This window comes from Kitasatospora sp. NPDC056138 (assembly GCF_042264695.1).
In the GTDB taxonomy this organism is placed as follows: Bacteria; Actinomycetota; Actinomycetes; order Streptomycetales; family Streptomycetaceae; genus Kitasatospora.
On sequence record NZ_JBHJVK010000012.1, the window covers coordinates 121,312 to 134,390 of the forward strand.

Here is a 13,079-nt window from a genome sequence, read left to right on the forward strand (position 1 = left end):
ACTCCCTCGCAGGTGCGGGGCCTGTCCGGGCACCGGCGCCGACGGGGGAGGCGCGCACCTTGGGGGCCTCAGCCGGGGGACGGCAACGGGGTGATCCGCCGTGCAGCCGCAGCGGGCGACCCGCCCGCCGGGCTGAGGAGAGAGAGGACAGCACCGTGTCGGTGAATCTGGCCAAGGGCCAACGAGTCAGCCTGCAGAAGGGCTCGGGCGAGTCGCTGAGTCTGGTCCGGATGGGCCTGGGCTGGGCGGCGGCGCCCAAGCGCGGGCTGTTCGGCCTGCGCAGGCGGGAGATCGACCTGGACGCCTCCGCCCTGCTCTACGCCGAGAAGACCCCGTCCGACGTGGTCTTCTTCCAGCACCTGATCAGCAACGACGGCTCGGTCCGGCACACCGGGGACAACCTGGTCGGCGGGTCGGGCGCGGGTGACGACGACGAGTCGATCCTGGTTGATCTGACGCACGTCCCCGCGCACATCACCCAGATCGTCTTCACCGTCAGCTCCTACACCGGCCAGACCTTCACCGAGGTGCAGAACGCGCACTGCCGCCTGGTGGACGAGAGCACCGGCCAGGAGCTGGCCCGCTACGAGCTGACCGGCGGCGGCCCGCACACCGGCCAGATCATGGCCAAGGTGTTCCGGGAGCCCGGCGGCGGCTGGGGCATGCAGGCCATCGGCGCCCCGGCCAAGTCCCGGACGTTCCAGGACCTGCTGCCCGCGATCGAGCCCTATCTGTAGGGGCGCCCCGCGGTCCCCCCTGACGGTCCTTTACCTTCTTTACCTTCTCTTGGAAATCCTGTTAGTGTTGACGGCAGCGGAGGGGAGTATTCCCCCGCAGTTGTCCCGTCAGCACGGGCGCCCCCTTTCTGTGGCGGTGCGCCCCGGGGCGCTGGCCCGTGTGTTCTCGCGTGGGGGCACACGGGCGGAAGAGACCTCCGGCAGTGACGTGCATGACTCGCCTACTTGCCGGAGGAGCAGAAAGTGGACGTTTCCGTGGGCCTGTGGGTCGGCACCATCGGTGTGCTGATCGCACTGGTCGTGGCCGATTTCTTCATCGGCGGCCGCAAGCCGCACGAGGTGTCGATCAGGGAGGCCGGAACCTGGACGGTGGTCTGGGTCGTCCTGGCGCTGCTGTTCGGCGGTTTCCTGTGGTGGCACTCCGGCTCGCAGCCGGCCGGTGAGTTCTTCGCCGGGTACATCACCGAGAAGTCGCTCAGCGTGGACAACCTGTTCGTGTTCATCCTGATCATGAGCAAGTTCGCGGTGCCCAGGATCTACCAGCAGCGGGTGCTGATGGTCGGCGTGATCATCGCGCTCGTCCTGCGTGCGGTCTTCATCGCCGGCGGCGCCGCCCTGGTGACCACCTTCTCCTGGGTCTTCTACATCTTCGGCGCCTTCCTGATCTGGACCGCCTGGAAGCTGATCAAGGAAGCCCGCGCCGACGAGGAGGACGCGGAGTTCGAGGAGAACCGCCTGCTCAAGTCCATCGAGCAGCGCTTCCCCTCGACGGACAAGTACCACGGCACCAAGCTCTTCATCCGGGAGAACGGCAAGCGGCTGATGACGCCGATGCTGATCGTGATGCTGGCCATCGGCACCACCGACGTGCTGTTCGCGCTGGACTCGATCCCCGCGATCTTCGGCCTGACCCAGGACCCGTACATCGTCTTCACCGCCAACGCCTTCGCGCTGATGGGTCTGCGCCAGCTGTACTTCCTGATCGGCGGCCTGCTGAAGAAGCTGGTCCACCTCTCGTACGGCCTGTCGGTGATCCTCGGCTTCATCGGCGTCAAGCTGGTGCTGCACGCGCTGCACGAGAGCGGTGTGCACGTGCCGGAGATCGGCATCCCGTTCTCGCTGGGCTTCATCGTGCTGGTCCTGGCCGTCACCACGACCACCAGCCTGGTCGCCTCCCGCAGGGCAGCGCAGGAGAGCCCCGCGGAGGTGGAGGGCTAGCCGGGGCCGGGGCCGGGTTCGAGGTCGAGGTTCGAGGACGGGGCCGGGGCGCGGGGAACCGCGCCCCGACCGCGCTCACCAGCCGCGCTCGCGCCACTCCTCGAGGTGCGGGCGCTCGGCGCCGAGGGTGGTGTCACCGCCGTGGCCGGGGTAGACCCAGGCCTCGTCCGGCAGTGCGTCGAAGATCTTCTCCGTGACGTCCCGGAAGAGCCGGGCGAACCGCTCCGGGTCCTTCTGGGTGTTGCCGATCCCGCCCGGGAAGAGGCAGTCGCCGGTGAACACGTGCGGGTGGCCCTGCGGGTCGTCGTAGACCAGCACGATCGCGCCCGGGGTGTGGCCCGCCAGGTGGCGGACCCGCAGCTCGACCTGGCCGACCCGCAGCACGTCCCCGTCGTCCAGCAGCAGGTCGGTGGGCACCGGGATGCCCGGGGCGTCGATCCGGCCGGCCGCCGTCCGCGCACCGGTCGCGGCGACCACCTCGCCGAGCGCGGCCCAGTGGTCGTGGTGCTGGTGGGTGGTGACCACGGTGGCCAGCTGCTCGCCGACCGACTCCAGCAGCAGCGGCGCCTCGGCGGCGGCGTCGATCAGCAGCTGCTCGTCGGTGGCCCGGCAGCGCAGCAGGTACGCGTTGTTCTCGAACGGGCCGACCGCGATCTTGGTGATGATCAGGTGGGCGAGCTCCCGCACGGCCGGCGGGCCGCCGACCTTCACCGCTCCGTGGTACGTCATCGCGTCGCTGCTCCTCGTCAGTCCTGGGCCGGTGCCGGGCACTCGTACCGAGCGACCGGCACCGGCCACTGGTCGTGCCGGTCAACTGAATCATGGCCCGCTCAGCCCAGCGGCGGAAGCTGTGGCAGTGCGCGGACGGCGTCCGGCAGCAGCTCGCCGCCGCGCCCAAGCCGCAGGCCGGCCCCGGCCGAGCGGCCGGAGACCCAGGCGGTGAGTGCCCGGAGGGGGCCCTCGGCGGTCAGCCCGGGTTCGGCACCGAGCGGACCGAGCTGCGCCCGGGTGCCGGTGTCCTCGGCGAGAAGCAGCACGGCCGGGACCTGTGCCACGGCGAACTGCCCCGCGAGGCGGACCAGTTCGGCGGCGGCGAAGTCCTCGGGCCAGTGCTCGGGGGTGTAGCCGGCGGCGAGGTCGACATGGTGGTACTCCACCTCCTGGCGGCGCTTGGCGAGGAGGTGCAGGGCCGGGAAGACCGCGCCGCTGCGGTGCCGGACCGGGGCGCTCCAGTCGGCGTCGGACAGCTTGGCGGCGGCCTCGGCGAACCGTGCGCCGCTGGCCTCCAGGTCGACGAGCTGCTCGGTGAGCGGGCGGGCGGCGCCGGACCGGATGCCGTCCTCGCGGTCCGTCTCGCTCGCGTACTGGGGGATGTCCCGGCCGGTCCGGGCGCCGTCCAGCAGGTTGACCAGGGAGTCGGCGTTCCGGGAGAGGTGGGCCAGCACGTGGCCGCGGCTCCAGCCGGGCAGCGCGGACGGCTCCCCGACGCTCCCGGGGTCCAGCTCGGTGACGGTGTGCAGCAGCCGGTCGGTGGACTCCGCGACGGCCTTCAGTGCGGCGGTGACGGTCTCGGCATCGGCCATGGTTCCTCCAGTGCGGGGCCCGGCCGGAGCGTTGCCCGGACGGGTGCGTGCTCGTTGACACCGGTGACGGACACCGGCATCGGCGACGGACACCGGTGACGCTACCGGCCCGCAGGGTTCATGAGCAGGGGGTTTCTCCCACCGGGGGAGGGGCTCGGGGGCGGCCCTTCACTCGTTCGGGTGGTCTCGGCTGGACAGGCTCGATAATCGAACGTCTGAGCTAGTAGGCTGACTTGCGGCAAGCTGGAAGAAATCACTCGATTGCTCACTTGACTATGGAGCCGGCCCCATCGCCGGCCGGCTGCGCAGTCGTCGAAGCCATCTCCCCCGGGAAAGGCGCCAGAAGCAGTGGCAGACCGCCTCATCGTCCGCGGTGCTCGCGAGCACAACCTCAAGAACGTCTCGCTCGACCTGCCGCGGGACTCCCTGATCGTCTTCACCGGCCTCTCCGGGTCCGGCAAGTCCTCGCTGGCCTTCGACACGATCTTCGCCGAGGGCCAGCGGCGGTACGTCGAGTCGCTGTCCTCGTACGCGCGCCAGTTCCTCGGCCAGATGGACAAGCCCGACGTGGACTTCATCGAGGGCCTCTCCCCGGCGGTCTCGATCGACCAGAAGTCCACCAACCGCAACCCGCGCTCCACGGTCGGCACCATCACCGAGGTGTACGACTACCTGCGTCTGCTGTTCGCCAGGATCGGCAAGCCGCACTGCCCGCACTGCTCCCGCCCGATCGCCAAGCAGTCCCCGCAGGCCATCGTCGACCGGGTGCTCGAACTCGCCGAGGGCACCCGCTTCCAGGTGCTCAGCCCGGTGGTGCGCGAGCGCAAGGGCGAGTTCGTCGACCTCTTCGCCGACCTCCAGTCCAAGGGCTACGCCCGTGCCCGGGTGGACGGCGTCACCGTCCAGCTGACCGAGCCGCCCACGCTGAAGAAGCAGGAGAAGCACACCATCGAGGTGGTCATCGACCGCCTCACCGTCAAGGAGAGCGCCAAGCGGCGCCTGACGGACTCCGTCGAGACGGCCCTCAAGCTGGCCGGCGGCATGGTGGTGCTCGACTTCGTGGATCTGCCGGAGGACGATCCCGAGCGCGAGCGGATGTTCTCCGAGCACCTCTACTGCCCGTACGACGACGTCTCCTTCGAGGAGCTGGAGCCGCGCTCCTTCTCCTTCAACTCCCCGTTCGGCGCCTGTCCGGACTGCTCGGGCCTGGGCAACCGGATGGAGGTCGACCCCGAGCTGGTCATCCCCGACCCGGAGCGCTCGCTGGAGGACGGCGCGATCCACCCGTGGTCCCAGGGCCACACCAAGGAGTACTTCCAGCGCCTGGTGGACGCCCTCGCAGGCGAGCTGGGCTTCCGCACCGACCTCCCCTGGGCCGGGTTGCCCGCCCGCGCCAGGAAGGCGCTGCTGTACGGGCACAAGACCCAGATCGAGGTCCGCTACCGCAACCGCTACGGGCGCGACCGCTCGTACACCACCTCCTTCGAGGGCGCGATCCCGTTCGTCACCCGCCGCCACTCCGAGGCGGAGAGCGACAGCAGCCGGGAGCGCTTCGAGGGGTACATGCGCGAGGTGCCCTGCCCGACCTGCCGGGGCACGCGCCTCAAGCCGGTGATCCTCTCGGTCACCATCCAGGACAAGTCGATCGCGGACGTCTCGGCGATGTCGATCAGCGACTGCGCCGAGTTCCTGGGTGCGATGAAGCTGACCGCGCGGGACAAGCAGATCGCCGAGCGGGTGCTCAAGGAGGTCAACGAGCGGCTGCGCTTCCTGGTCGACGTCGGCCTGGACTACCTCTCGCTGAACCGGGCCGCGGGCACCCTCTCCGGCGGCGAGGCCCAGCGCATCCGGCTCGCCACCCAGATCGGCTCCGGCCTGGTCGGCGTGCTGTACGTGCTGGACGAGCCGTCCATCGGCCTGCACCAGCGGGACAACCACCGCCTGATCGAGACCCTGGTCAGGCTGCGTGACATCGGCAACACCCTGATCGTGGTCGAGCACGACGAGGACACCATCAAGACCGCCGACTGGGTGGTCGACATCGGCCCCGGCGCCGGTGAGCACGGCGGCAAGGTGGTGCACTCCGGATCGCTGAAGGAGCTGCTGGCCAACAAGGAGTCGATGACCGGCCAGTACCTCTCCGGCAAGCGCTCCATCCCGATCCCGGCCGCCCGCCGCGACCGGGACAGGAAGCGGCAGATCACCGTGCACGGCGCCCGCGAGCACAACCTCCAGGACGTCACGGTCGGCTTCCCGCTCGGCACCTTCACCGCGATCACGGGTGTCTCGGGCTCGGGCAAGTCCACCCTGGTCAACGACATCCTCTACACCCACCTCGCCCGCGAGCTGAACGGCGCCCGCAGCGTCCCCGGCCGGCACACCCGGATCACCGGCACCGACCTGGTGGACAAGGTGGTGCACGTCGACCAGTCGCCGATCGGCCGCACCCCGCGGTCCAACCCGGCCACCTACACCGGCGTGTTCGACCACGTCCGCAGGCTCTTCGCGGAGACCCAGGAGGCGAAGGTCCGCGGCTACCTGCCGGGCCGCTTCTCCTTCAACGTCAAGGGCGGCCGCTGCGAGAACTGTTCCGGCGACGGCACCATCAAGATCGAGATGAACTTCCTGCCGGACGTCTACGTCCCCTGCGAGGTCTGCCACGGCGCCCGCTACAACCGGGAGACGCTGGAGGTCCACTACAAGGGCAAGTCCATCTCCGAGGTGCTGGACATGCCGATCGAGGAGGCCCTGCACTTCTTCGAGGCCGTCCCGGCGATCGCCCGCCACCTGCGCACCCTCAACGACGTCGGCCTCGGCTACGTCCGGCTCGGCCAGTCCGCGCCGACGCTGTCCGGCGGTGAGGCGCAGCGCGTCAAACTCGCCTCCGAGCTGCAGAAGCGTTCCACCGGGCGGACGGTCTACGTGCTGGACGAGCCCACCACCGGCCTGCACTTCGAGGACATCAGCAAGCTGATCAAGGTGCTCGACGGCCTGGTGGAGAAGGGCAACACCGTGATCGTCATCGAGCACAACCTCGATGTGATCAAGACGGCCGACTGGGTCGTGGACATGGGCCCCGAGGGCGGCAGCGGCGGCGGCACGGTGGTCGCCGAGGGCACGCCCGAGGAGATCGCCGCGACCACGGCCAGCCACACCGGCAAGTTCCTCCGCGACATCCTGGGCGACGGCCAGGTCGACGCCCCGGCCCCGGCCAAGCCGAGGAAGGCCGCCCCCCGCAAGCGGGCCGCCGCGAAGAAGTAGCGCCTTCCCCCGGGAGCCCGGGGGCCGAGCGCGATCGGGCCGGCACATCAGGGGCGCGGGGAACCGCGCGACCAGCCCTCCACGGAGGCGCGTGGTCCCGCGCACGGTTCCCCGCGCCCCTGGCGGTGCACGGCTGACCGGGTGCCCTGTGGCTCGGACCGTGCACGGTCGGTCGCGCGGCTCCCCGCGCCCCCGAGGGGTCTCCCCGTGCTCCCGAGGAGGCCGGTCGGGCGTTCAAAGGTTGCGGGCATAGACTGCCGCCGGTCCTGCCCCTACCCCGCCCCGAGGGAGACGCCACCGATGTCCGAGGCCGTCGAGAACCCCACTGCCGCCACGCCCGAGACCTCCCGCCGGACGCTGCTGTGCGGCGCGAGCGCCGTGCTGGCCGTCGGCGGTGCAGTCGCGGTCAGCGGCTGTTCCTCGTCCGCTTCCTCCTCGTCCACCGGCGACAGCTCGGCCACGGGCGCCGCCGGCGGCAAGTCGACCAAGGCCGCCGGCCAGCCGGCCAGTCCGGTCTCCGTCGGCCCGGCGACGGACGTCCCGGTCGGCGGCGGCGCGGTCTACCGCGAGAAGAAGATCGTGGTGACCCAGCCGACGGCCGGTCAGTACAAGGCGTTCAGTGCCGTCTGCACCCACGCGGGCTGCGTCGTGGACAAGGTCGCGAACGGCCAGATCCAGTGCCCCTGTCACGGCAGCCGCTTCGCGATCGCGGACGGTGCCGTCCAGGACGGCCCGGCGCCGAGCCCGCTGCCGGAGTACAAGGTCACCGTGCAGGGCGGCAGCCTCGAGGTCACACCCGCCTGACCGCCGGTCCACGCCGCTCCCATACAACACCGGTCACCGTGACCGGTGTTCGGGACGGCCTCCGGAGTGTCGGTGCGGATCGGTACGGTAGAGGCATGGCCGACCCCTCCACGTACCGCCCGGCGCCCGGTGCGATCCCGACCTCGCCCGGTGTCTACAAGTTCCGTGACGCGCACGGGCGGGTCATCTACGTCGGCAAGGCCAAGAGCCTGCGGCCGCGCCTGTCCTCGTACTTCCAGGACATCGCGGGCCTGCATCCGCGGACGGCGACCATGGTCACCACCGCCGCCTCGGTGGAGTGGACGGTGGTCGCCACCGAGGTCGAGGCGCTCCAGCTGGAGTACTCCTGGATCAAGGAGTTCGACCCGCGGTTCAACGTCAAGTACCGCGACGACAAGAGCTACCCGGAGCTCGCGGTCACCCTGGGCGAGGAGTTCCCCCGGGTCCAGGTGATGCGCGGGGCGCACAAGAAGGGCGTGCGCTACTTCGGTCCGTACGGGCACGCCTGGGCGATCCGCGAGACGGTCGACCTGATGCTGCGGGTCTTCCCCGTCCGCACCTGCTCCAACGGCGTGTTCAAGCGCGCCCGGCAGGTCGGCCGGCCCTGTCTGCTCGGCTACATCGGCAAGTGCGCCGCGCCCTGCGTCGGAAAGGTCTCGCAGGCCGAACACGCCGCGCTGGCCGAGGAGTTCTGCGACTTCATGGCCGGCCGCACCGGTGGCTACCTGCGCCGCCTGGAGCAGCAGATGCAGGAGGCCGCCGTCGCGATGGAGTACGAGCGCGCGGCCCGGCTGCGCGACGACATCGCCGCCCTCAGAAGCGCGATGGAGAAGAACGCGGTGGTCCTCGGCGACGGCACCGACGCCGACCTGTTCGCCCTCGCCGAGGACGAGTTGGAGGCCGCCGTGCAGATCTTCCACGTCCGCGGCGGCCGGGTCCGCGGCCAGCGCGGCTGGGTCACCGACAAGGTCGAGGACGTCGACACCGCCGCCCTGGTCGAGCACGCGCTCCAGCAGCTCTACGGCGGCGGCACCGAGTCCGTCCCGCGCGAGGTGCTGGTCCCCGAGCTGCCCCGGCCGCTGGAGCCCGTCCAGCAGTGGCTCACCGGCCTGCGCGGTGCCCAGGTCGACCTGCGGGTGCCGCAGCGCGGCGACAAGAAGGACCTGATGGCCACGGTCCAGCGCAACGCCCAGCAGGCGCTGGCGCTGCACAAGACCAAGCGCGCCTCCGACCTGACCACCCGCAGCCGGGCCCTCCAGGAGATCACCGACGCCCTGGAGTTGGACTCCGTCCCGCTGCGGATCGAGTGCTTCGACATCTCGCACCTCCAGGGCGACGACGTGGTCGCCTCGATGGTGGTCTTCGAGGACGGGCTGGCCCGCAAGAGCGAGTACCGCCGGTTCCAGATCCGGGGGTTCGCGGGCCAGGACGACGTCCGCTCGATGCACGAGGTGATCAGCCGGCGCTTCCGCCGCTACCTCCAGGAGCGAGAGCAGACCGGCGAGTGGGCCGTCCCGGAGGAGGACGACGAGACCACCGCGAGCGGCCCGGTCGACTCCGAGACCGGCCGTCCGCGCCGCTTCGCCTACCCGCCCCAGCTGCTGGTGGTCGACGGCGGTCAGCCCCAGGTCGCCGCCGCCAAGCGGGCGTTGGACGAGCTGGGCATCGACGACGTCGCACTCTGCGGGCTGGCCAAGCGCCTTGAGGAGGTCTGGCTGCCCGGTGAGGACGACCCGGTGGTGCTGCCGCGCAGCAGCGAGGGCCTGTACCTGCTCCAGCGGGTCCGCGACGAGGCGCACCGCTTCGCGATCACGTACCAGCGCAGCAAGCGCGCCAAGCGGTTCACGGCGGGGGAGCTGGACTCCGTCGCAGGTCTCGGCGAGACTCGCCGGAAAGCGTTGCTCAAGCACTTCGGCTCGCTGAAGAAACTGCGCGCGGCCACCGTGGACGAACTCTGCGAGGTCCCGGGCATCGGCAGGCGGACGGCGGAAACTGTTGCCGCAGCGTTGGCCTCCCGTACACCGGCCGCACCTGCGGTGAACACCGCAACCGGCGAGATCATTGAAGACGACGCACCGCAGGAGACGCCGTGACGGCCGACGCCGCCCGTCAGTCCTCGTGCTCCGGTTTCACTCCCGCGGGTGAGACAGGGATGCCCGGCGACGCCAGACGCGTTCTCCTCAGCAGAACCACCGAAAGCGGGGAACCGAAGTGACAGTGTCCGAGCAGGGGGGGACCTCCCAGCCGAAGGCCGGGGGAGAGAGCGCCCCAGAGCTGGTGATCATCTCCGGGATGTCCGGAGCCGGCCGCAGCACCGCCGCCAAGTGTCTGGAGGACTTGGGCTGGTTCGTCGTCGACAACCTCCCGCCGGCCCTCATTCCGACCATGGTCGACCTCGGCGCCCGCTCCCAGGGCGCGGTGCCCCGGATCGGCGTCGTGGTCGACGTCCGGGGCCGCAAGTTCTTCGACGACCTGCTGACCTCCCTGGACGAGTTGGAGAAGCGCGGCGTCCGGCTCCGGGTGGTCTTCCTGGAGTCCTCGGACGACGCCCTGGTGCGCCGCTTCGAGTCGGTCCGCCGCCCGCACCCGCTGCAGGGCGACGGCCGGATCGTCGACGGCATCAGCCAGGAGCGCGAGCTGCTGCGCGACCTGCGCGGCGAGGCCGATCTGGTGATCGACACCTCCAACCTCAACGTCCACCAGCTGCGCAGCAAGATGGACGCGCAGTTCAGCGACCACGACGAGCCCGAGCTGCGGGCCACCGTGATGTCGTTCGGCTTCAAGTACGGTCTTCCGGTCGACGCCGACCTGGTGGTGGACTGCCGGTTCCTGCCCAACCCGCACTGGGTGCCCGAGCTGCGGGCCCGTACCGGCACCGACGGTGACGTCGCCGACTACGTCTTCCAGCAGGCCGGGGCCAACGAGTTCCTCGACGGCTACGCCGAGCTCCTCAAGATCGTGACCGAGGGGTACCGCAGGGAGGGCAAGCGCTACATGACCCTTGCCGTAGGCTGCACCGGTGGCAAGCATCGCAGCGTCGCGATGTCCGAGCGTCTGACGAAACGTCTGATCGCGGACGGCGTTGAAACGGTGCTGGTCCACCGCGACATGGGCAGGGAGTGAGCCTGCGGGAGTGACAACACCGCCCCGCCGGCCGCTCACCGGGGTATGAAACAGGAACGTGGGGTCGGTGTGACGGGATACTCGCCAGTGCGGCAGCAGCTCCAGCACAGGTCTGCCGACCGGCGAGAACAGGCGGCACCCAGGCCTCGCCCAGGCGCGCCCAGAATCACCGCGCTGGGCGGGGGCCAGGGGCTGTCCGCCTCGCTCTCGGCGCTGCGCCGCCTGACCACCGAGCTCACCGCCGTGGTCACCGTCGCCGACGACGGCGGCTCCAGCGGACGGCTGCGCACCGAGCTCGGTGTGCTGCCGCCCGGGGATCTGCGCAAGGCGCTGGCGGCACTCTGCGGCGACGACGACTGGGGCCGCACCTGGTCCGAGGTGATCCAGCAGCGCTTCACCGGGGACGGCGAGCTCGGCGGGCATGCGGTCGGCAACCTGCTGATCGTCGCGCTCTGGGAGAAGCTGGGCGACCCGGTGGAGGCGCTCAACTGGGTCGGCCGCCTGCTCAACGTACAGGGCCGGGTGCTGCCGATGTCGGCCGTCCCGCTGGACATCGAGGCCGAGGTGCGCGGCCACGACCCGGAGCGCCCGGACGAGATCAGCTTCGTCCGGGGCCAGGCCGACGTCGCCGTCACCCCCGGCACGGTCCAGTCGATCCGACTGCTGCCCGAGGAGCCGCCGGCCGTGCCGGAGGCGGTGGAGGCGGTGCTGGAGGCGGACTGGGTGGTGCTCGGTCCGGGCTCCTGGTTCACCAGCGTGCTGCCGCACCTGCTGGTCCCCGAGCTGGCCAAGGCGCTCACCGAGACCCGGGCCCGTCGGCTGCTGACCCTCAACCTGGCCCCGCAACCGGGGGAGACCGAGGGCTTCACCCCGCAGCGCCACCTGGAGGTGATCGCCGACCACGCCCCGGAGCTGGCGGTGGATGCGATCCTGGTGGACGAGCAGGCGGTCACCGGCGGGGCCTTCGGGGTGGCCGACCTGGAGGGCCTGGAGAAGGCCGCCGAGCGGATGGGCGCCGCCCTGGTCCTCGGCAAGGTGGCCAGGACGGACGGGACACCGCGACACGACCCGGAGCTCTTGGCGGCTGCGTACGACCGGATTTTCCGGACACATGGAAGGATCGGCCCATGGCGATGACGGCAGCGGTGAAGGACGAAATCAGCCGGCTCCCCGTCACCCGGGCCTGCTGCCGCAAGGCGGAGGTCTCGGCGATCCTGCGGTTCGCGGGCGGTCTGCACATTGTGAGCGGCCGGATCGTGATCGAGGCGGAGCTGGACACCGGCATGGCGGCGCGACGGCTGCGCAAGGACCTGCTGGAGATCTTCGGACACTCCTCGGACCTGGTGGTGATGGCCCCCGGCGGCCTGCGACGCGGCAGCCGGTACGTGGTGCGGGTGGTGAAGGACGGCGAACTGCTGGCCCGGCAGACCGGGCTGGTGGACGGGCGCGGGCGGCCGATCCGGGGACTGCCCCCGGCGGTGGTCTCCGGGGCGACGTGTGACGCGGAGGCGGCCTGGCGCGGGGCCTTCCTGGCGCACGGCTCGCTGACCGAGCCGGGCAGGTCCTCCTCCCTGGAGATCACCTGTCCGGGTTCCGAGGCGGCCCTGGCGCTGGTCGGCGCGGCCCGGAGGCTCGGCATCCCGGCCAAGGCCCGCGAGGTGCGCGGGGTGGACCGGGTGGTGATCAGGGACGGCGACGCGATCGGTGCGCTGCTGACCAGGCTGGGCGCGCACGAGTCGGTGCTGGCCTGGGAGGAGCGCCGGATGCGCCGCGAGGTCCGGGCCACCGCCAACCGGCTGGCCAACTTCGACGACGCCAACCTGCGCCGCTCGGCCCGCGCGGCGGTCGCGGCCGGTGCCAGGGTGGCCCGCGCACTGGAGATCCTCGGGGACGAGGTGCCCGAGCACCTGGCCGCCGCGGGTCAGCTGCGGATGCAGCACAAGCAGGCCTCGCTGGAGGAGCTGGGGGCGCTCGCCGACCCGCCGCTGACCAAGGACGCGGTGGCCGGACGGATCCGCCGGCTGCTGGCGATGGCCGACAAGCGCGCCGCCGAGCTGGGCCTGCCCAGCACCGAGGCCAACCTGACGGACGAGATGGCGCTCAATTGACCGGATCCGATTGACGGAGTAGCACCGTTTCATCTTCCGAACGGCCGGTGTACCACATCGTGGACACCGGCCGTTCCGTGCCGGGGCCGCCGACCCCGGTTTCGCCCCCCGCGTCACCGGCGCAGGTAGCAGGCCGTCGGGCGGCCCGGATCAACTGCCCTGCCGGGGTGGGACCGAGGGGCCGGGGAGGGCCTGCGGGGCCGCCACGCCATGGGCTTGACGGAGAGGCGATGTGCCCAGGCGAG

The 13,079-nt window shown here is 71.1% G+C and carries 10 protein-coding genes; 8 read left to right on the forward strand and 2 right to left on the reverse strand.

Features of this window, described 5'->3' with window-relative positions:
* Positions 1-155: 155 nt before the first annotated feature.
* Complete coding sequence (locus ACFC1R_RS11365; RefSeq protein WP_375936336.1) at positions 156-737, forward strand: TerD family protein; 582 nt, start codon at positions 156-158, stop codon at positions 735-737.
* Positions 738-980: 243 nt separating this feature from the next.
* On the forward strand, positions 981-1,955 hold the full coding sequence (locus ACFC1R_RS11370; protein ID WP_375936339.1) for a TerC family protein: 975 nt from the start codon (positions 981-983) through the stop codon (positions 1,953-1,955).
* Positions 1,956-2,030: 75 nt separating this feature from the next.
* On the opposite strand, the gene ACFC1R_RS11375 is transcribed toward ACFC1R_RS11370, so the two are convergent.
* Positions 2,031-2,684, reverse strand: a complete 654-nt coding sequence (locus ACFC1R_RS11375; protein WP_375936342.1) for an MBL fold metallo-hydrolase — start codon at positions 2,682-2,684, stop codon at positions 2,031-2,033.
* Positions 2,685-2,785: 101 nt separating this feature from the next.
* Positions 2,786-3,538, reverse strand: coding sequence for a maleylpyruvate isomerase family mycothiol-dependent enzyme (locus tag ACFC1R_RS11380; protein WP_375936345.1), 753 nt, complete (start codon positions 3,536-3,538; stop codon positions 2,786-2,788).
* 348 nt (positions 3,539-3,886) lie between these two features.
* Between ACFC1R_RS11380 and uvrA the strand changes: the two genes are divergently transcribed.
* From uvrA to whiA, 6 genes are all read left to right on the forward strand, one after another.
* The gene (uvrA, locus tag ACFC1R_RS11385; RefSeq protein ID WP_375936347.1) at positions 3,887-6,799 is read left to right on the forward strand and encodes an excinuclease ABC subunit UvrA; all 2,913 of its coding nucleotides are present in this window, start codon (positions 3,887-3,889) and stop codon (positions 6,797-6,799) included.
* 300 nt (positions 6,800-7,099) lie between these two features.
* Entirely contained in the window at positions 7,100-7,603 is a 504-nt protein-coding gene (locus tag ACFC1R_RS11390) for a Rieske (2Fe-2S) protein (RefSeq protein ID WP_375936350.1), read from the forward strand.
* Positions 7,604-7,698: 95 nt separating this feature from the next.
* Complete coding sequence (gene uvrC, locus ACFC1R_RS11395; RefSeq protein WP_375936353.1) at positions 7,699-9,696, forward strand: excinuclease ABC subunit UvrC; 1,998 nt, start codon at positions 7,699-7,701, stop codon at positions 9,694-9,696.
* A gap of 124 nt (positions 9,697-9,820) precedes the next feature.
* Positions 9,821-10,726 (forward strand): RNase adapter RapZ, encoded by a 906-nt coding sequence (gene rapZ, locus ACFC1R_RS11400; protein WP_375936356.1) that lies wholly within the window; start codon positions 9,821-9,823, stop codon positions 10,724-10,726.
* Between the two features lie 45 nt (positions 10,727-10,771).
* Positions 10,772-11,863: a uridine diphosphate-N-acetylglucosamine-binding protein YvcK gene (yvcK, locus tag ACFC1R_RS11405; RefSeq protein WP_375936359.1), complete on the forward strand. Its 1,092-nt coding sequence runs from the start codon at positions 10,772-10,774 to the stop codon at positions 11,861-11,863.
* Positions 11,854-12,834, forward strand: coding sequence for a DNA-binding protein WhiA (whiA, locus tag ACFC1R_RS11410; RefSeq protein WP_045300574.1), 981 nt, complete (start codon positions 11,854-11,856; stop codon positions 12,832-12,834). The genes yvcK and whiA overlap by 10 nt, the downstream gene beginning before the upstream one ends.
* Positions 12,835-13,079 lie beyond the last annotated feature (245 nt).